Annotated in this window: 21 protein-coding genes; 20 read left to right on the top strand and 1 reads right to left on the bottom strand. The window is 37.2% G+C overall.

Annotated elements, in window-relative coordinates; translation table 11 throughout:
* The first annotated feature begins 133 nt into the window (after positions 1-133).
* The 5 genes from dnaJ (at position 134) to deoC (ending at position 5,244) form a co-directional block, all read left to right on the top strand.
* Positions 134-1,255, top strand: a complete 1,122-nt coding sequence (gene dnaJ / locus KDN24_RS17600; protein ID WP_409972260.1) for a molecular chaperone DnaJ — start codon at positions 134-136, stop codon at positions 1,253-1,255.
* Between the two features lie 19 nt (positions 1,256-1,274).
* Positions 1,275-2,213, top strand: coding sequence for a 50S ribosomal protein L11 methyltransferase (prmA, locus tag KDN24_RS17595; protein WP_409972261.1), 939 nt, complete (start codon positions 1,275-1,277; stop codon positions 2,211-2,213).
* A gap of 95 nt (positions 2,214-2,308) precedes the next feature.
* Positions 2,309-3,058 (top strand): 16S rRNA (uracil(1498)-N(3))-methyltransferase, encoded by a 750-nt coding sequence (locus KDN24_RS17590; protein ID WP_409972262.1) that lies wholly within the window; start codon positions 2,309-2,311, stop codon positions 3,056-3,058.
* 6 nt (positions 3,059-3,064) lie between these two features.
* Entirely contained in the window at positions 3,065-4,423 is a 1,359-nt protein-coding gene (mtaB, locus tag KDN24_RS17585) for a tRNA (N(6)-L-threonylcarbamoyladenosine(37)-C(2))-methylthiotransferase MtaB (RefSeq protein WP_409972263.1), read from the top strand.
* Between the two features lie 149 nt (positions 4,424-4,572).
* On the top strand, positions 4,573-5,244 hold the full coding sequence (gene deoC, locus KDN24_RS17580) for a deoxyribose-phosphate aldolase (RefSeq protein WP_409972264.1): 672 nt from the start codon (positions 4,573-4,575) through the stop codon (positions 5,242-5,244).
* A 199-nt stretch (positions 5,245-5,443) separates the two neighbouring features.
* On the opposite strand, the gene KDN24_RS17575 is transcribed toward deoC, so the two are convergent.
* Complete coding sequence (locus KDN24_RS17575) at positions 5,444-6,370, bottom strand: Na/Pi symporter (protein ID WP_409972266.1); 927 nt, start codon at positions 6,368-6,370, stop codon at positions 5,444-5,446.
* A gap of 165 nt (positions 6,371-6,535) precedes the next feature.
* Here KDN24_RS17575 and rpsU point away from each other — a divergent pair, with 165 nt between their 5' ends.
* The 15 genes from rpsU to recO all read left to right on the top strand — a co-directional run bounded on the left by rpsU (position 6,536) and on the right by recO (position 18,762).
* Positions 6,536-6,709 (top strand): 30S ribosomal protein S21, encoded by a 174-nt coding sequence (gene rpsU / locus KDN24_RS17570; RefSeq protein WP_015595024.1) that lies wholly within the window; start codon positions 6,536-6,538, stop codon positions 6,707-6,709.
* Positions 6,710-6,724: 15 nt separating this feature from the next.
* The gene (locus tag KDN24_RS17565; RefSeq protein ID WP_409972267.1) at positions 6,725-7,168 is read left to right on the top strand and encodes a GatB/YqeY domain-containing protein; all 444 of its coding nucleotides are present in this window, start codon (positions 6,725-6,727) and stop codon (positions 7,166-7,168) included.
* Positions 7,169-7,362: 194 nt separating this feature from the next.
* On the top strand, positions 7,363-8,691 hold the full coding sequence (locus tag KDN24_RS17560; protein WP_525931249.1) for an NfeD family protein: 1,329 nt from the start codon (positions 7,363-7,365) through the stop codon (positions 8,689-8,691).
* A gap of 24 nt (positions 8,692-8,715) precedes the next feature.
* Positions 8,716-9,708 carry a flotillin-like protein FloA gene (floA, locus tag KDN24_RS17555; protein WP_409972268.1) on the top strand — a complete coding sequence of 331 codons (993 nt, stop codon included), beginning with the start codon at positions 8,716-8,718 and terminating at the stop codon, positions 9,706-9,708.
* Between the two features lie 61 nt (positions 9,709-9,769).
* The gene (locus KDN24_RS17550; protein ID WP_409972269.1) at positions 9,770-10,285 is read left to right on the top strand and encodes a YqfB family membrane protein; all 516 of its coding nucleotides are present in this window, start codon (positions 9,770-9,772) and stop codon (positions 10,283-10,285) included.
* An 81-nt stretch (positions 10,286-10,366) separates the two neighbouring features.
* Positions 10,367-10,651 (top strand): sporulation protein YqfC, encoded by a 285-nt coding sequence (gene yqfC, locus KDN24_RS17545; RefSeq protein WP_409972270.1) that lies wholly within the window; start codon positions 10,367-10,369, stop codon positions 10,649-10,651.
* Positions 10,652-10,667: 16 nt separating this feature from the next.
* Entirely contained in the window at positions 10,668-11,861 is a 1,194-nt protein-coding gene (gene yqfD / locus KDN24_RS17540) for a sporulation protein YqfD (RefSeq protein ID WP_409972271.1), read from the top strand.
* Positions 11,858-12,817: a PhoH family protein gene (locus tag KDN24_RS17535; RefSeq protein ID WP_409972272.1), complete on the top strand. Its 960-nt coding sequence runs from the start codon at positions 11,858-11,860 to the stop codon at positions 12,815-12,817. The genes yqfD and KDN24_RS17535 overlap by 4 nt, the downstream gene beginning before the upstream one ends.
* Positions 12,818-13,046: 229 nt before the next feature.
* Complete coding sequence (locus KDN24_RS17530) at positions 13,047-15,239, top strand: HD family phosphohydrolase (RefSeq protein WP_409972273.1); 2,193 nt, start codon at positions 13,047-13,049, stop codon at positions 15,237-15,239.
* Complete coding sequence (gene ybeY, locus KDN24_RS17525; protein WP_409972274.1) at positions 15,236-15,706, top strand: rRNA maturation RNase YbeY; 471 nt, start codon at positions 15,236-15,238, stop codon at positions 15,704-15,706. The genes KDN24_RS17530 and ybeY overlap by 4 nt, the downstream gene beginning before the upstream one ends.
* Positions 15,684-16,070, top strand: a complete 387-nt coding sequence (locus KDN24_RS17520; RefSeq protein ID WP_409972275.1) for a diacylglycerol kinase family protein — start codon at positions 15,684-15,686, stop codon at positions 16,068-16,070. Before ybeY ends, KDN24_RS17520 begins: the two co-directional genes overlap by 23 nt.
* A gap of 236 nt (positions 16,071-16,306) precedes the next feature.
* Positions 16,307-16,705: a cytidine deaminase gene (locus KDN24_RS17515; protein ID WP_491348098.1), complete on the top strand. Its 399-nt coding sequence runs from the start codon at positions 16,307-16,309 to the stop codon at positions 16,703-16,705.
* Complete coding sequence (gene era, locus KDN24_RS17510) at positions 16,698-17,615, top strand: GTPase Era (RefSeq protein ID WP_409972277.1); 918 nt, start codon at positions 16,698-16,700, stop codon at positions 17,613-17,615. The genes KDN24_RS17515 and era overlap by 8 nt, the downstream gene beginning before the upstream one ends.
* Positions 17,616-17,820: 205 nt before the next feature.
* The gene (locus KDN24_RS17505; protein ID WP_409972278.1) at positions 17,821-17,964 is read left to right on the top strand and encodes a YqzL family protein; all 144 of its coding nucleotides are present in this window, start codon (positions 17,821-17,823) and stop codon (positions 17,962-17,964) included.
* 30 nt (positions 17,965-17,994) lie between these two features.
* On the top strand, positions 17,995-18,762 hold the full coding sequence (recO, locus tag KDN24_RS17500; RefSeq protein WP_409972481.1) for a DNA repair protein RecO: 768 nt from the start codon (positions 17,995-17,997) through the stop codon (positions 18,760-18,762).
* Positions 18,763-18,907 lie beyond the last annotated feature (145 nt).

Raw genomic sequence — 18,907 nt, 5'->3', positions numbered from 1 at the left:
TTTGACTTTTATTTTGTATATAAGTTTTTTGAGGGTCGGTCCAGTTCGTACGGCGCTGGGCAAGGTGCTTGCGCTTTTCTATGTGAAAATGCTAAAATAATTTTTATGTGAAATGAATCGGGGAGTGGTAATCATGAGTAAAAGGGATTACTATGAAGTTCTTGGTGTTGATAAAGGGGCTTCCAAGGATGAAATAAAAAAGGCTTATCGAAAGCTATCCAAGAAATATCATCCAGACATCAATAAGGAAACAGGTGCGGATGAGAAATTTAAAGAAATAGCAGAGGCATATGAAGTATTAAGTGATGACCAAAAAAAGGCTCATTATGATCAATTTGGACATACGGATCCTAATCAAGGCTTCGGTGGCGGCGGCTTTGAAGGCTTTGGTGGTTTTGAGGACATCTTTAGCACATTTTTCGGTGGAGGTGGCGGTTCAAGACGTGATCCAAATGCCCCTCGTCAAGGTGCTGACCTTCAATATACGATGACATTGTCATTTGAAGATGCTGCCTTTGGTAAAGAAACAGAGATTGAAATTCCACGTGAAGAACCATGTGAGACTTGTAATGGCTCAGGTGCAAAACCTGGAACAAAGCCTGAAACATGTAGCCACTGTCATGGTTCAGGGCAACTGAATGTTGAACAAAATACGCCATTTGGAAAAATAGTCAACCGACGAGTTTGTCATTACTGTAGTGGAACAGGAAAACAGATTAAACATAAATGTTCGACTTGTGGTGGAACCGGCAAAGTGAAGAAGCGTCGTAAGATCTCGATAAAAATACCAGCCGGTATTGACGATGGACAACAATTACGTGTAGCTGGCCAAGGAGAACCAGGAGTAAATGGAGGTCCGTCAGGAGATCTATATGTTGTATTCCATGTTCGCGCTCATGAGTTTTTTGAGCGTGATGGTGATGATGTATATTGTGAGATGCCGATTACATTCGTCCAGGCTGCATTAGGGGACGAAGTAGAGGTGCCAACTCTTTATGGAAAAATTAAATTAAAGGTCCCTGCTGGTACTCAAACGGGAACGAAATTCCGCTTGAAAGATAAAGGGATACAAAATGTTAGAGGATATGGCAAAGGGGATCAGCATATTATTGTCCGGATTGTCACTCCAACAAAACTAACTGAGAAGCAGAAGCAATTATTGCAAGATTTTGCGGAGATTAGTGGTCAGGTTCCACAAGGAGAACATGAAGAAAGCTTTTTTGCGAAAGTGAAACGTGCATTTAAGGGTGAATAAGTAAAGGGAGTTGGTAGTAGTGAAATGGTCAGAAATCAGTATTCATACGACAAATGAGGCAGTCGAACCGATTTCGAATATTTTGCATGAAGCCGGAGCAAGCGGAGTAGTAATAGAAGATCCATTAGAACTTGTAAAAGAAAGAACGGATAAATTCGGCGAAATCTATCAACTCGATCCAAATGACTACCCTGATGAAGGTGTTGTTGTTAAAGCTTATTTGACTGTTAATAGCTTTCTTAACGAAACAGTTGATGAAATAAAAGAGTCCATAAACAATCTTGTGCTTTATAATATTGATATCGGTAAAAACAATATCAGTATTAGTGAGGTAAATGAAGAAGAGTGGGCAACCGCATGGAAAAAGTATTACCATCCTGTAAAAATATCTGAACGGTTTACAATTGTGCCGACCTGGGAGGAATACACACCTGTGCATAGCGATGAATTAATCATCGAGCTTGACCCAGGTATGGCATTTGGAACAGGAACCCATCCAACAACGGTGATGTGTATTCAAGCGCTTGAAAGAACAGTTAAAAAGGGCGATAAGCTTGTAGATGTTGGTACTGGATCAGGGGTATTAAGTATTGCTGCGGCAATGCTTGGTGCTGCACATGTGGCAGCACTTGATTTAGACGAGGTAGCTGTTGAATCTGCGCGTCAAAATGTTACTCTAAACAAAGTTCATGATGTTGTAAATGTGGCACAAAATAATTTACTCGATGGTATTGAATCTGGAGTAGATATCGTTGTAGCAAATATTTTGGCAGAAATCATTCTTCGTTTTACGAATGAGGCTGCTTCTGTCGTTAAACAAAATGGCTATTTTATTACCTCTGGTATCATTCAGCAAAAAAAGCAGGATGTAAAGCAAGCAATGATCGATGCTGGATTTCAGATCGAAGAAATAATTGAGATGGAAGACTGGGTTGCCATTATCGGAAAAAGACAGTAGCCTTTAGAGGGGGAACCATTTATTTGTTCCTCCTTTTTGTATGTCTGTCATCCTTGTTTTACACTTTAGTATTTCGATGAAAGATGGTGTTATAATTGCAGCGTTATTTTGTTAATCAACTAGCAAGTGATAATTGTTTTACTATTTCAGAAGATGACTACCATCATATTGTTCGTGTTATGAGAATGCAAATCGGCGATCAAATAATCTGTGTGGATTCCCAAAATAAAAGCTCCATCTGTATATTAGTAGAAATTACCGAGTTCCTTGTTACGGCAAAAATAGTAAAATGGATTGAAGCTACTTCAGAGCTGCCGATAAATGTTACAATTGTGAGCGGTTTGCCTAAAGGGGATAAACTTGAATGGATTATTCAAAAGGGTACGGAGCTAGGGGCATATCAGTTTATCCCTTTTATTTCAGGACGTTCAGTAGTAAAATGGGATGAGAAAAAGGGTGTAAAAAAAGTAGAACGCTGGCAAAAAATTGCCAAGGAAGCAGCAGAGCAATCACATCGGACAGTTCTTCCTCTCGTAATGAACCCGATAAACTTGAAATCATTATTAAAAATGAGTGAGAAGTTTGATTATAAAGTCATTGCGTTTGAAGAAGAAGCAAAACTTGGAGAGGCAAGGCTCTTCTCCAAAACCTTATGTGAGATCAAAACAGGTCAATCCCTTTTATTTGTCTTTGGGCCTGAAGGTGGGCTAACGGAGCATGAAGTATCGACATTGACTGAAAATGGCTTTCGGACTTGCGGCCTTGGGCCAAGGATTTTAAGAACGGAAACAGCCCCACTTTATGCATTATCAGCTGTTTCTTATCATTTTGAATTAATGGAGTGAAGATATATGGCTACAGTTGCATTTCATACACTTGGTTGTAAAGTTAACCATTATGAAACAGAAGCAATTTGGCAATTGTTTAAAGAATCAGGCTATGAGCGTGTTGATTTTGAAGCAATGTCAGATGTTTATATTATTAATACTTGTACAGTCACAAATACGGGCGACAAAAAAAGCCGTCAAATAATTCGTAGAGCAATAAGGAAAAATCCAGAAGCGGTCATTTGTGTAACTGGATGTTATGCGCAAACATCTCCAGCTGAAGTCATGGCCATTCCGGGAGTAGATATTGTTATTGGAACACAGGATCGTGCAAAGATGCTAGAGTTTATTGAGCAGTATAAAGAAGAGCGTCAACCAATTAATGCCGTTGGGAATATAATGAAAAATCGTGTCTATGAGGAGCTTGATGTTCCTGCATTTACAGATCGTACTCGTGCTTCTTTAAAGATTCAAGAAGGATGTAACAACTTTTGTACCTTCTGCATCATTCCGTGGGCTCGTGGATTAATGAGATCGAGGGATCCGAAGGAAGTAATTCACCAAGCTCAACAGCTTGTAGATGCTGGATATAAAGAAATCGTTTTAACAGGCATTCATACTGGCGGCTATGGTGAAGATATGAAGGATTATAATCTTGCGATGTTGCTAAGAGATTTAGAGAAGAATGTTAAAGGGCTAAAGCGGATTCGAATTTCTTCTATTGAAGCAAGTCAAATTACAGACGAAGTAATCGAAGTAATCGACCAATCCGAATTAATTGTTAGACATCTTCATATCCCACTTCAATCTGGTTCAAATTCAGTGTTAAAAAGAATGCGGAGAAAATATACAATGGAATTTTTCGGCGAGCGTCTTGAGCGCCTAAAAGAAGTGCTTCCTGGATTAGCCGTTACATCTGATGTCATTGTGGGATTTCCAGGTGAAACAGAGGAAGAGTTTATGGAAACATATCATTTCATTAGAGATCATAAATTTTCTGAGCTCCATGTTTTCCCTTATTCAAAACGCACAGGTACCCCTGCTGCAAGAATGGAAGACCAAATAGATGAAGAGGTAAAAAATGAGCGTGTACATCGTCTTATTTCTTTATCTGACCAGCTGGCAAAAGAATATGCTGCACAGTTTGAAGGGGAAGTGCTTGAAGTGATTCCAGAAGAGGAATTCAAGGAAAACGCAGAAAAAGGAATGTATGTTGGCTATACAGATAATTATCTAAAAGTTGTTTTCCCGGCAACAGAAGACATGGTCGGACAAATTGTTAAAGTGAAAATCACAAAAGCAGGCTATCCATACAATGAAGGACAATTTGTAAGAATCATCGATGAAAAGGAACTGAATGTAAAAACGGAAACGGCTGTATAAAAATAAGAACATGAAAAAGGAATTGCCACTTGGCAGTTTCTTTTTTATTAATCAAAATGTCTAACTTAATTTCGGTTTGAAGTTTCATATTATCAATGGTATGATGTGAGAGGTACGGACAACTAATATGTTGGAAGGAGCAATCATTAATGACAAAAACTATTGCAAAAATGATCGATCATACATTGTTAAAAGCAGATGCAACGAAAGAACAAATTGAAAAATTATGTGGGGAAGCAAAGCAATATGATTTTGCTTCTGTTTGTGTAAATCCAGTATGGGTGAAACAATCCGCAAATTATTTGCAAGGAACAGATGTAAAGGTTTGCACAGTAATAGGCTTTCCTTTAGGTGCTACTACATCTGAAACAAAAGCATTCGAAACGAAAAATGCGATTGAGAACGGTGCAACAGAAGTAGATATGGTCATTAATATTGGCGCATTAAAAACAGGGGACAATGACTTAGTTGAGCAGGATATTCGTGCAGTTGTCGCTGCAGCGAAAGGAAAAGCTTTAACAAAGGTTATTATTGAAACATGCTTGCTTACAGACGAAGAAAAAGTACGAGCATGCGAACTTTCAGTGAAAGCAGGAGCAGACTTTGTGAAAACATCAACTGGCTTCTCTACTGGAGGTGCAACTGTTGAAGATATTGCCCTTATGAGAAAAACAGTTGGCCCTACAATCGGTGTGAAAGCATCGGGTGGAGTAAGAAGTGCTGACGATGCAAAAAAAATGATTGACGCGGGGGCAACAAGAATTGGAGCAAGCTCTGGAATAGCAATTGTCAACGGTTTAACAAGTGATTCAGACTATTAAAATGGCAAAAACCCCCAATTGGTAATTGGGGGTTTTCTATATCGTTAGGTTTTTCCAGTTAATGGGTGATTCGGCTGATAAATCATCAGATTTGGCTGATAAATTGTTGGATCTCGCTGATAAACCATTGAAACCCGCTGATAAATAGCTTTAATCCGCTGATAAACGCTTAGAAACTCCATATTTCTGTAAGTTTGCATTATTTTTTTTTATCATGAAGCAAAATAATGAATTTCCCAAACAAAGATGCAAATGGAAGAACAAGCAAGGATGAAATAACATTAAAAATGACACCGACATGAGCAAGCTGAGTATCTGCTTCAATAGCGAGCTGGACGCCGATTGTTGCAAGTAAGTGAATAAATGGATAAAAGGCGATGACACCGATAATGTTTAACCAAATATGTCCGTAAGCAGATAATCTCGCTTCACGCCCAGCCCCAATAGACGCTAAAAAAGCAGTAACACAAGTTCCAATATTAGAGCCAAGCATAATGGCAATCCCAGTATCCAAATGAATGGCATTATTCATAAGGAACCCCATGATAATTCCAATCGTAGCCGTACTAGATTGAATTATAGCTGTAATAGAAGTGCCGGCAAGAATACTATAAAGGTGACTTTTATCTAAAGTGAGTAGCAATCGGTCTACTAATTCATACGATTGTAATGGTCCAGCTAAATATTCAAATCCTCCCATAGCAGCGAATACGGCAGCAATCCCGAGAAGAATAAGCCCGATGCTTCTTATATTTTTTTTCCCTATTAAAAGAAAGACAGCCCCAATAACTGCGAGTGGAACTAGAAATGATTCTATATCAAAAGTGATAATTTCAGTCGTTAATGTCGTACCGACATTCGTTCCTAATATAATCCCAATTGATTGCGGAAAAGACAGCATTCTCGCTGAAATTAATCCGATCGTTATAACCATAACGGCAGAGCTGCTTTGGAGTATACATGTAATGCCAATCCCTGCTAAAAAGCCTTTCCAATGTGTGCTCGTTAATTTTGTCAGCCATAATTTCATCGATTCAGCAGATAAATTAAAAAGTCCTGCTCGTAATAAAGTCATTCCATAAATAAAAACCCCAATTAATATGATGAAAAAAATTAGCTGAGTCAAGCTCTCACCCCCTACTTTCATGTTTATGGTGAAAAGGATGAGGACATGCTTCTTAAATAGGGGCTAATTACAGTTGACCTTGATTCGCTGTTATATTATAATTGCAAAGTACATGGAAAAACCATGTTGGTGTATGTGTGTTGTGCTCGGAGGGAGGGAAAGAGAATGTCTAAAACCGTCGTTCGTAAAAACGAATCGCTTGAAGATGCTCTTCGTCGCTTTAAACGTACTGTATCTAAGTCAGGTACGATTCAAGAAGCAAGAAAGCGCGAATTCTACGAAAAACCTAGTGTAAAACGTAAGAAAAAATCAGAGGCTGCAAGAAAACGTAAGTTCTAAGAGAGGGTGGATTTCATGAGTCTTCTCGATCGTTTAAATGATGATATGAAACAAGCGATGAGGAATAAAGAAAAGGATAAACTCACGGTTATTCGGATGATTAAAGCTTCCATGCAAAACGAAGCTATTAAGCTTGGTTCAGAACTTTCCGAAGACCAGGAGCTAACGATTCTCTCTCGCGAATTGAAACAACGCAAGGATTCCCTCCATGAATTTGAAAAAGCAGGTCGTGAAGATCTTGTTGAAAAAATTCGTACGGAACTTCAATTCGTCGAATTATATATGCCTAAACAGCTTTCTGAAGATGAAGTTTCAAAAATTATTCAAGAAACAATTGCTGAAACTGGTGCAACATCAAAAGCTGAGATGGGTAAAGTAATGGCCGCCATTATGCCGAAGGTTAAAGGAAAAGCAGATGGGGCTCTAGTAAATAAACTTGTACAACAACACCTTTCCTAAAAACGTATATTCTTTATAAAAGACCGTAAGCATATGCTTTCGGTCTTTTTTAACATGGTTAAAATGCTTGTTAAACTTGGTTTAAAAAAGCTATTATAGTGTTAAGAGAAAAAATTGGTCATTAATATTTGAAACCTTTTTTTATATGAAAACGTATTAGGATTAAGGTGGAAGGATTGAAGGGAGGGAGAAGATTGAAATTAAGAAGAAGTTTAATAATTTTTTCTTTTCTGCTTGCGTTCATATTAATGGTATCGCCTTTTAAAGGAAATGCAGACAACGAAATTGTCTATGTCGTTCCAATTGAAGAAACCGTCGAAAAAGGGATGTACGCATTTCTAAGTAGGGCTGTTCAAACTGCGGAAGAAGCTGATGCAGCAGCCATTATATTTGAGATAGATACACCAGGAGGAGCTGTTGATGCTGCAGTCAAAATTGGAAAGCTAATTTCTTCAACGAATGTGGAAACGGTTGCATTTATTAACAAGCAAGCTTTATCAGCAGGTGCCTATATTTCTTTGAATGCCGACAAAATTTATATGGTACCAGGCTCCACAATCGGTGCTGCAGCAATTATTGACCAGCAAGGAAATACAGCTGGAAAAAAAGCAGAGTCATTTTGGATTGCGGCAATGGATGAAGCTGCAAAACAAAAGGAGAATCGAGATCCGATCTATGCTCGTGCGATGGCAGATGAGTCTGTAAATTTACCTAATCATGGTGCACCGAAAGGGAAGCTATTAACATTAGGAGCCGAAAAGGCAAATGAAGTTGGCTATTCAGAGGGTACAGTAAAAAACCTTAAAGAATTATTAAGTCAACTTGGTTTACCGAATGCAGAAGTTAAAACTTTTGAAGAAAGCTTCGCTGAAAAGGTTGCCAGATTTATCACAAATCCTGTCATTATTCCTATTCTTCTTTCAATTGGTAGTTTAGGTCTTGTGTTAGAATTATACTCACCGGGCTTTGGCCTCCCTGGATTTATGGGCATATCTGCTCTGCTTCTATTCTTTTACGGACATTTAGTTGCTGGTTTAGCAGGCTACGAGACAATTATTCTCTTCATAATAGGAGTTGGCTTAATTATCGCAGAGTTTTTTGTCCCAGGCGGAATTGCAGGTATACTCGGCTTGGGAGCGGTAGTAGGCAGTCTCTTTTTAGCAACTGATAATGTCGTTCATATGGGGATATCTTTATTAATTGCAATTGGGATTTCAATTTTAGTATCTATAATATTGATAAAGGTGTTTGGTAAAAAAATGAGCATATTTAAGAAGATGATCTTAACAGATTCAACGAAGACAGAGGACGGCTATGTGTCTAATAAAAGTAGACTAGAGCTTATCGGTTTGGAAGGGTATGCTTTGACAGCTTTACGCCCATCTGGAACTGTTGTTATTGAGGATGAGCGGATTGATGTTGTTAGTGAAGGAGAATTTATTTTAAAAGACGCAAGAGTGCGCGTTGTAAAAGCTGAAGGTTCTCGAATTGTCGTAAGAGAGGTCTCAAAATTAGATAAATAATCAGTTATACGAGGAGGAAATAATATGTTAGATGCAGGAACCATTTTTGTTCTTATTGCAGTTGTTGCTGCTGTCATTCTCTTAGGAATTCTATTTACGTTCGTTCCAATTATGCTGTGGATTTCAGCATTGGCAGCAGGTGTAAAGGTTAGTATTTTCACATTAATTGGGATGAGATTGCGCCGTGTAATTCCTAGTCGTGTCATTAACCCATTAATTAAAGCACATAAAGCAGGATTAGATGTAACAACGAACCAGCTTGAAAGTCATTATTTAGCTGGGGGAAATGTTGACAGAGTCGTAAATGCTTTAATTGCTGCCCACCGTGCAAATATTGAATTGAAATTTGAGCGAAGTGCAGCGATTGATTTGGCTGGGCGTGATGTTCTAGAAGCAGTTCAAATGAGTGTTAATCCAAATGTTATCGAAACGCCTTTCATTGCAGGGGTTGCAATGGATGGAATTGAAGTAAAGGCGAAAGCAAGAATTACCGTAAGAGCGAACATTGATCGCCTCGTCGGTGGTGCGGGTGAAGAAACAGTCGTAGCTCGTGTTGGTGAGGGGATTGTTTCGACAATTGGTTCATCTGAAAATCATAAAAAGGTCCTTGAAAACCCTGATATGATTTCACGAACAGTTCTTGATAAAGGATTAGATTCAGGTACAGCTTTTGAAATTCTATCGATTGATATTGCTGACGTTGATATCGGTAAAAACATTGGAGCACATTTACAAACAGAACAAGCTGAAGCAGATAAAAAGATTGCCCAAGCAAAAGCTGAGGAACGCCGTGCAATGGCCGTTGCTTCAGAGCAGGAAATGAAAGCAAAAGTTGAAGAAATGAAAGCGAAGGTTGTTGAAGCTGAGGCTCAAGTTCCACTTGCTATGGCAGAAGCTCTGCGCTCTGGGAATATTGGTGTAATGGATTATATGAACATCAAAAATATCTCGGCTGATACAGATATGAGAGATTCAATCGGCAAAATCAATGATGATCATAAAGACGGTCCAAAATAATCGTTATTCATAAACATCTCTGATTAATATGCAGTTTATAAGAAGGGAGTGATTCTCTCTCGTGGATGCTTTGTTGGATAATCCATTTATTATTGTGATAATTATTGGGGCAATTCTATCACTTTTCAACAAGTCAAAAGTGAACAATCAAAATCAAAAAAATCCAAATTCCCAAACTAAGCCATCACAAGCTCGTTCGATTTCAAACGAGCAGGGGCAGCGGAGACCGGTGGATGATCGAAAAACGATGTCACCTGTAAAGCGGCTTGAGCAAATGGCGACTGAAATGGCTGAAAGGTATGAAAGGGAATATGCTGAGAAGAGAAAATTTGCTGAAGCTACTTTAAAACAAGCGAAGGAAGAGCCTCATCCTATGGAACGAGAGGCTGAACAACTTTACGTTGCTCCAGTGAAATCAGTCACGACTGAATCGATTACTTCGCAAGAAAAGCAAATGCCCGCTCCACAGCTTAGTCTTACTGCCGAAAAACAAAAAGTGATTAATGGTGTCGTTTGGGCAGAAATTATGGGTCCGCCTCGTGCGCTCAATCCGCATCGATCATTACGGCGTAAATAATTAGGTGATAACCCATCTAAAATTAAGTGCTAGAACCCCCTTTTATCTCATACATATGAGATAAAAGGGGGTTCTTTTTTTATGGCTAAAAAGTTGGGGCAATTCATCCGAAAATGGATGACACATAATCTAGAACTTCCTCATGATGTCACGATGGACTTACCTCGCATTACGATGATCGGACAAATTCATATATATATTGAAAACCACCGGGGGTTACTTGCTTTTTCGGATAAAGAATTAAGACTGCTACTTAAACAAGGCCAACTATTAATTAAAGGCAAAGCTTTCGTTATAAAAACCATTTTGCCGGAAGAAATATTGCTCGAGGGGAAAATTGAACAGGTCACATATATTGGAGAGTGAATCAGGGGGAAGAATAATGAAAAATCAATGGATAGAATTTTTTGGTGGATTTGTTACAGTAAAAACGAAGGGAAAAGGAATTGAACGTTTTATTAATCAGCTAACAAGAAACAAAATCCACATTTGGCAAGTTAAGCAACATGGAATAGATGCAGTAACATTTAAAATGAAGCTTGGCGATATTAAAAAATTAAGGGCAATTGTTCGGAAAAGCGAATGCAAAATTGAGTTTTTAAAACGGACAGGCTTCCCATTTCTAGTGAAAAGACTATTGAAAAATAGTGGTTTTGTTATGGGGGCAATTGTTTTTTTTATCGTCATTTTATTTTTATCAAATATGGTTTGGGGTATTGAGATAAAAGGTGCTGATCCTGCAACAGAATATAAAATTCGCAAAGAATTACATGAAATAGGGGTGAAAAAAGGAAAGCTGCAATTTTTTCTTGATAATCCAGAAGCCATACAAAGAAAGCTAACTGATAATATTAATGTCATTACATGGGTTGGTGTTGAATTAAAAGGGACAACCTACCATCTTCAAGTTGTGGAAAAAACGGAGCCAGAACAACCTGAATATTTCAGTCCGCGACATTTAGTTGCGAAGAAAAAGGCGATTATCGTCGATATTTTCGTTGAAGAAGGCAAACCAGCGGTCAATGTTAATGATCACGTAAAACCTGGACAATTGCTTGTATCAGGTTTTATTGGCGAGGGAGAACGAACGAGAACTGTTCCAGCTAGAGGAGTCGTTTATGGTGAGACATGGTATAAAACAGATGTTACACAGCCTTTAAAAACGACATTTCAAGTATTTAATGGAAATGAGAAAAGAAAATATTATTTAAAGTTTGGAAACTTCCCAATTCAGATTTGGGGTTTTGGAAAAAATGAATATAAAGAATATGAAACCGAAGAAGATGAAAAGCAAATTTATTTATTAAAATGGAAGCTTCCGATAAGCTTCGTAAATCAGACGATTCGGGAAAAAGAGCAAGTAACGAGGGTTTACTCTCAGTCAGAAGCATTGGAAATGGCAAAAATAATGGCGCGCAATGATATAAAAAGCCGTTTATCTGAAAATGATAAGATAAAAGGCGAAAAGATTTTACACAAGTCGGTGGACAATGGTAAAGTAAAATTATCAATACATTTCCAAATTATCGAAAATATTGCAGTTGGACAACCAATTATTCAAGGAGATACAGAATGACAGAAGAGTTAAAAACAGTGAACTTACAACTTGAGAATCAAAATGAAGCATTCGCATTATTAGGGAATGGGGATGCACATATAAAAGCGATCGAACAAGAATTGAATGTTTCCATTATTACCCGTGGTGAATCTGTTTTTGTTTCTGGGGAAATGGAAAATGTTGAAATGGTTAGTCATGTTTTAATGGAATTACTGAAAATTATTAGAAAAGGTACGCCAATTAGTCAAAGAGATGTCATGTATGCACTGGAATTGGCTAAAAAAGGGATGTTGGAATATTTTGGCGACCTATATAATGAAGAAATAACAAGAAATGCAGTTGGCAAAGCAATTCGAGTTAAGACAATTGGACAAAGCCAATATATTCGAGCAATCAGAAATAATGATCTCGTTTTTGGAATTGGTCCAGCAGGCACTGGAAAAACATATCTTGCCGTTGTTATGGCCATTACCGCTCTCAAAACCGGGAAGGTAAAAAGAATTATATTAACTCGACCGGCAGTCGAAGCTGGAGAAAGCCTTGGTTTTTTACCAGGAGATCTGAAGGAAAAGGTTGATCCTTATTTAAGACCATTGTACGATGCGTTACATGATATTTTGGGAGCAGAGCATACACAAAGATTAATTGAAAGAGGAACAATTGAAATTGCCCCATTAGCTTACATGAGAGGGAGAACACTTGATGATGCATTTGTGATTTTGGATGAAGCCCAAAATACAACTCATGCTCAAATGAAAATGTTTCTTACACGATTAGGTTTCAATTCAAAGATGGTAATCACTGGTGATAAAACGCAAGTAGATCTTCCCAAGGGAGCTAAATCTGGCCTGATTGTCGCAGAAGAAATATTAGCAGGGGTTAAAGGTATTACATTTATTCACCTTGAGGAAAGTGACATTGTCAGACATCCGCTCGTAGCAAAAATAATCCAAGCATACGCTCGTCTTGAATAGAAACAATGAAAAATGTAATAGGACACATGAACCGTCGGTATATCCCGTACGGTTTTTTTTTTGAGTTAACAAGGTATTTTTAATAAAGGTGCAACTTATCAAAAAAACTGTTATGATTTTACATATCTAAGATAAAGCTTATCGCAGGTTGCCTATACTGTGCGTTTATTCATATTTCATTGTTTTAGGTTTACTTTATCTTGTTATTCGCCAAGGTAGGAGGATGAAAATGGAAAAAATTCATCATTATCTAACAAAGATCAAAGGATTACTTGAGGTAACTTTTTTTAAAGTTTTATTATTCGTGCTTCTTGGTGTCGTCATGTATTCGGCAATGTTTAGCAATGTAAAACCAGAGAAATTAGATTTAAAGTTATTTTCAATTGCTGAACAGACGATTCGATCACCAATCACTGTTGAAGATAAAGCGAGTACGGAAAAGAAGAAAAAAGAAGCGGAAGACCAAGTTCAAGATGTATATGTAGTCAAAAGGGAAATCGCACAAAATCGAGTGGATCTTATTACGTCTATTTTCGATTCTGCCACTGAAGTAAATGCTGAAATTAAGGCAGAAATGGAAGAAAAGAAAAAAGCTGCCATAAAAGCAGATGAAGTTGGAAACGAGATGGTTATATCAACAGAACCAACACCAGCGGAAAAACTGCTCTTAATGAAGAGCAAACTTACGGAAAGTGTCATTCAAGAAATATCTGATCAAACATTAACAGCATTAGTCCAAGCTCCTAAGAATGAACGTTCCATTGCAAAAGATCTGACTGTCACGGCGATAAACAATGTAATGAGCAGAAGAATTCCAGCAGATCAAGTTGAAAATGCTAAGAAGAGGGTGGAGGAAGAATTAAAGTTTGCCAGCTTAAATGCAGGTTTAAGGCAATCAGCTATTGAACTGGGCAGATATGCAATTTATCAAAATGAATTTTATGATCCAGTTGCTACAGATGAACGACGCCAGCAAGCTGTAGAGAGTGTTGAACCCGTTAGAATTCTTCAAGGTCAAATTATTGTTGAAGAACAGCAGTTGATTAGCAGAGACATATACAGACAGTTAGAATTAATCGGCTTGCTTGATAGTAAAAATTCCATGCAGCCATTTGCTGGATTGGTATTATTAATACTCGTTGTTCTAGCGGCAATGTACTATTATTTTTATGAATTAAAGGCAAAACCCGAAGTTAAACATAATTATTTACTTATTTTCAGCATTATCTTTAGTTTGTCGATTTTAATAATGAAGGGAACAAGCTTTTTACATCAGTTTAAATACTCGGAAATAAGTTTTATTTTCCCTGCTGCAATGGGAGCAATGCTAATAAAGATATTAATAGATGAGAGAATGGCCGTATTATTTACAATTATCATGGCGATTTGCGGAAGCATTATTTTTAATGAAGGGATTGCAGGGACCTTTCATGTTTCTGCAGGAATTTATATTATATGCAGTGGCTTAGCAGGTGTTTTGTTTTTAACAAAGCAAAATTTACGAACAAAAATATTTCAAGCCGGAACATATGTTGCAGGTGTAAATATAATTGTGATTTTCTCCTTGCTCTTCATAAGAAATGGGCAATATGATGGACTTGAATATGGATTTTATTTTGTGAGTGGTTTTATTTCTGGAATTGTTTCAGCAGTGCTAGCTATTGGCATGCTGCCATTTTTCGAAGCAGGCTTTGGCATTCTTTCCACGATGAGGCTTATCGAGCTTTCAAGCCCTAATCATCCATTACTGCGTAAAATCCTAACAGAGGCACCAGGAACCTATCACCATAGTGTCATGGTAGCAAATTTATCTGAATATGCTTGTGAAGCAATTGGAGCAGATGGATTATTGGCAAGAGTGGGGTGCTATTATCATGATATCGGGAAAACGAAACGTCCACAGTTTTTTATCGAAAATCAAATGAATATCGAAAATCCGCATGATAAGCTTCCACCACAAACGAGCAAAAACATTATTATTGCCCATGCAACTGATGGGGCTGAAATGTTAAGAAAGCATAAAATGCCAAAAGAAATTGTCGATATTGCGGAACAGCATCATGGTACGACATTATTAAAATTTTTCTATCATAAAGCAAAGCAAAATGATATGGATGTGAAGGAAGCAGACTATCGCTATCCTGGACCGAAAGCACAGACAAAAGAGGCAGCCGTTATCGGCATAGCAGATAGTGTAGAGGCTGCTGTCAGATCGATGAATCATCCAACACCTGAGCAAATTGAAAGCTTAGTACGGAGCATTATTGCAGACAGGCTTCAAGATGAACAGCTCAATGAATGTGATTTAACTTTGAAGGAATTGGAAATAGTTGCGAGTTCTTTATGTGAAACATTAAATGGGATCTTCCATTCACGTATTGAATATCCAGAGATGACGAAACAGAAGGTGAAACATGCATGAACTTAGAAATTGATTTATTGGATGAAACAAGTGAACTGTCTGAAAAAGACACAGCGTATATCGCTAAGCTTTTAAATTTCGCAGCAAAAATGGAGGAAATTGATGAAGGAACTGAGATTTCGCTAACATTTGTTGATAATCATAAAATTAGGGAGATTAATAAGGAATACCGCAATAAAGATAGTGCTACAGACGTTATTTCATTTGCGATGGAGGAAATGGGAGAAGGAGAAATGGCGATCGTAGGTGTTGAAATGCCGCGTGTTTTAGGAGATATTATTATTTCGGTCGAAAAAGCGAAGGAGCAGGCTGAAGAATATGGTCACTCTTTTATGAGGGAATTAGGATTTCTAGCCGTACATGGCTTCCTTCACCTTCTCGGTTATGATCATATGACTCCGGAGGACGAAAAAGAAATGTTTTCAAGACAAAAGGATATTTTAGATGCGTTCGGACTCCAACGATAAGAGGTCGCGATTAAGAAAGTCATTTGGTTACGCATTTGCGGGTATAAAAGCTGCAATAATGGCTGAAAGAAATTTACGTATTCATTTAATCATTTCCGTTCTCGTCATGATTATCGGTTTATGGCTAGGCTTGTCAAAAGTTGAATGGTTATTCGTTCTTTTTGCCATAGGGGGCATGTTAGCTCTTGAAATGCTAAATTCAGCGATAGAACGAATCGTTGATCTCGTTACAGCAGAATATCACCCGCTTGCCAAAAATGCAAAAGATATGGCAGCTGGAGCTGTTCTTATTTACGCCATCATATGTGTAATAATCGGGATCATTATTTTTTTACCAAAATTATTGTTAATCTCATTTAATTGAACTGTCCTCCTCGAAGAGGGCAGTCTTTTTTTGATAAAATGTTAAAGATATTATGGTTAAGTTTGAAAAATCTTCTTAAATTAGATAAAATAACAGAACTAAAAAGAAAATGAATATTTGTTTTTAGAAAATTTAAAATCTTTTATTACTTTTTTATAACAAACAATGAAATCGTTAACAAAATGATGTAAAATAATATCAGTAACACTCTTCATAGAGGAAAGGAAGACAGACAAGTGGATGTAGCAAAATTAATTGAAGAAGCGAAAATAGCTAGAGAGAAAGCATATGTACCATATTCAAAATTTAAAGTAGGAGCTGCGCTTTTGACAGCAGACGGCAAAATATTTCACGGCTGCAATATTGAAAATGCTGCCTATAGCATGTGTAATTGTGCAGAAAGGACGGCACTATTTAAAGCATATTCTGAAGGGGTTAAGAACTTCACAACAATGGCTGTAGTTGCTGACACAAAACGCCCGGTTCCACCTTGTGGAGCATGCCGCCAAGTGATTTCAGAGCTAGCTCCAAAAGATATGAAAATATACTTAACAAATTTACACGGAGATATTCAGGAGCTTACAGTAGAAGAGCTATTGCCTGGTGCTTTTTCACCGGAGGATTTACATGAATAATACAAGTCATCAAGGATATAAATCAGGATTTATTTCAATTATTGGCAGACCAAATGTTGGAAAATCAACATTTTTGAATCGAGTAATTGGACAAAAGATTGCTATTATGAGTGATAAGCCTCAAACTACGAGGAATAAAGTTCAAGGTGTATTGACGACGAATGATGCTCAATATATATTTATCGATACTCCTGGTATTCATAAACCAAAGCATAAGCTTGGCGATTTTATGATGAAGGTGGCCCAAAATACGCTTAAAGAAGTTGATTTGATTTTATTTATGGTCAATGCACAGGAAGGTTTTGGACGTGGAGAGGAGTTTATTCTTGAAAAGTTTCAAGCTGTGAATACTCCAATATTCCTTGTTATTAATAAAATTGATCAAATTCACCCTGATGAATTATTAACAATAATTGAATCTTATAAAGAAAAATATGATTTCAGAGAAATTGTACCGATTTCAGCACTTGAAGGAAATAATGTTGAAAAATTATTAGATCAGATTAAAAACTATATACCTGAAGGTCCGCAATACTATCCAGCTGATCAAGTAACCGATCATCCGGAACGTTTTATCGTTTCAGAGCTCATCCGTGAAAAAGCACTACATTTGACACGAGAAGAAATACCGCATTCTCTTGCTGTATTAATTGACAAAATGGAGCGAAAAGAAGACAAAGAGATTGTTCATGTTATGGCAACAATTATTGTTGAGCGTGATTCGCAAAAAGGAATTGTCATCGGAAAACAAGGGAAGATGCTTAAAGAAATAGGTGTACGTGCTCGTGTAGATATTGAAAATCTTCTCGGCTCAAAAGTTTTTCTTGAATTATGGGTTAAAGTTCAAAAGGATTGGCGCAATAAAATGTCAAACCTTCGTGACTTCGGATTTAAGGAAGATGAATATTAATAAAAGGTTTGTTAATGTGAATAATCGTTGAATCTGAGCTTGACAAAATTTCCCGCCCTAACTATGTTATTAGTGAAAAATGAAAATTATGTATGATATTAACTAACAATATTTTTCTCTTATGAAATTGAAAAGACAGGCTATGATAAATATAAAGATTTGGGAGTAAGAAAATGCGTTGAAAATCGGAAAGGTGGGGTTTTCCATGATGGATTTTACCTGGAGAGTTTTTTCACAGACAGGTAATATTGACACATATCTTCTTTTTAAGGAGCTAGAAAAGGAAACTCAAGATTTACCCGGAAATCAGGACGCAGAACTAGCAGAAATTGACTTTCCCATCTCATAAGTTTGTCTCCATATAGGGATGGTGGCAGTGATGCTTGAAAAATGTGAAGGCATCATCATTAGAACAACTAATTATGGTGAAACAAATAAGATCGTGACACTTTATACACGCGAATGGGGAAAAGTTGGTGTGATGGCAAGAGGTGCAAAAAAGCCGAATAGTCGGCTAGCTGCCGTCACCCAGCTTTTTACATATGGTTATTTTTTAGTGCAAAAATCAACGGGATTAGGCGGACTTCAACAGGGAGAGATTATTTCTTCTATGCGTTCCATCAAAGAAGATATTTTTCTCACTGCCTATGCAAGCTACATCGTTGATTTAACGGATAAAAGCACAGAGGATCGAAAGCCGAATCCCTTCTTGTTTGAGCTAATTTATCAAACATTAAATTTGATTAATGAAGGCTATGATGCAGAAATCATTGTAAATATTTTTGAGATGAAAATGCTAAATTCACTAGGGCTTTATCCAGTGTTAAATCAGTGTACGATATGTAAAAATACGGAAGGACATTTTTCGTTTTCGATACGTGAAGGCGGATTAATCTGTCATCGTTGTTTAGAAAAAGATCCATATCATCTTAAAATAACTCCAGCAACTGTAAAGCTTTTACGGCTCTTTTACTTTTTAGATCTTTCAAGACTTGGAAATATTTCTGTAAAACCAGAAACAAAAGCAGAACTAAAAAAAGTCATTGCGACTTATTATGATGAATATTCAGGACTAAATTTAAAAACGAAAAAGTTTTTAAATCAAATGGAAAAATGGGATAGAGGGACAGGTCCCTTGTCCCATTAATGAATCATAAGATAATCTTAAGGTATTTATAAGGAAAAATTAAAAAACAACTCCTTACTCTCTGTTTTAATTAAGAGAGAAAAGGAGTTGTTTTTTCATTTAATAGGAGTGTCTCTTTCTTGTCCGATTAAAGAATTAATTATTT

The organism is Cytobacillus sp. Bva_UNVM-123, assembly GCF_046351715.2.
Lineage (GTDB): Bacteria > Bacillota > Bacilli > Bacillales > Cytobacillaceae > Cytobacillus.
The sequence above is the reverse complement of the archived record's forward strand: the minus strand, read 5'-3'. Positions and strand labels throughout refer to the sequence as shown.

What these genes read in the sequence shown, in the direction of transcription:
- KDN24_RS17565 (WP_409972267.1), top strand. Translation starts at nt 6,725, where the DNA reads ATGAGTCTTCTCGATCGTTTAAATGATGATATGAAACAAGCGATGAGG.
- deoC (WP_409972264.1), top strand. Translation starts at nt 4,573, where the DNA reads ATGACAAAAACTATTGCAAAAATGATCGATCATACATTGTTAAAAGCA.
- rpsU (WP_015595024.1), top strand. Translation starts at nt 6,536, where the DNA reads ATGTCTAAAACCGTCGTTCGTAAAAACGAATCGCTTGAAGATGCTCTT.
- yqfC (WP_409972270.1), top strand. Translation starts at nt 10,367, where the DNA reads ATGGCTAAAAAGTTGGGGCAATTCATCCGAAAATGGATGACACATAAT.
- ybeY (WP_409972274.1), top strand. Translation starts at nt 15,236, where the DNA reads ATGAACTTAGAAATTGATTTATTGGATGAAACAAGTGAACTGTCTGAA.
- era (WP_409972277.1), top strand. Translation starts at nt 16,698, where the DNA reads ATGAATAATACAAGTCATCAAGGATATAAATCAGGATTTATTTCAATT.
- KDN24_RS17535 (WP_409972272.1), top strand. Translation starts at nt 11,858, where the DNA reads ATGACAGAAGAGTTAAAAACAGTGAACTTACAACTTGAGAATCAAAAT.
- yqfD (WP_409972271.1), top strand. Translation starts at nt 10,668, where the DNA reads ATGAAAAATCAATGGATAGAATTTTTTGGTGGATTTGTTACAGTAAAA.
- KDN24_RS17520 (WP_409972275.1), top strand. Translation starts at nt 15,684, where the DNA reads ATGCGTTCGGACTCCAACGATAAGAGGTCGCGATTAAGAAAGTCATTT.
- KDN24_RS17505 (WP_409972278.1), top strand. Translation starts at nt 17,821, where the DNA reads ATGATGGATTTTACCTGGAGAGTTTTTTCACAGACAGGTAATATTGAC.
- mtaB (WP_409972263.1), top strand. Translation starts at nt 3,065, where the DNA reads ATGGCTACAGTTGCATTTCATACACTTGGTTGTAAAGTTAACCATTAT.
- dnaJ (WP_409972260.1), top strand. Translation starts at nt 134, where the DNA reads ATGAGTAAAAGGGATTACTATGAAGTTCTTGGTGTTGATAAAGGGGCT.
- floA (WP_409972268.1), top strand. Translation starts at nt 8,716, where the DNA reads ATGTTAGATGCAGGAACCATTTTTGTTCTTATTGCAGTTGTTGCTGCT.
- recO (WP_409972481.1), top strand. Translation starts at nt 17,995, where the DNA reads ATGCTTGAAAAATGTGAAGGCATCATCATTAGAACAACTAATTATGGT.
- KDN24_RS17530 (WP_409972273.1), top strand. Translation starts at nt 13,047, where the DNA reads ATGGAAAAAATTCATCATTATCTAACAAAGATCAAAGGATTACTTGAG.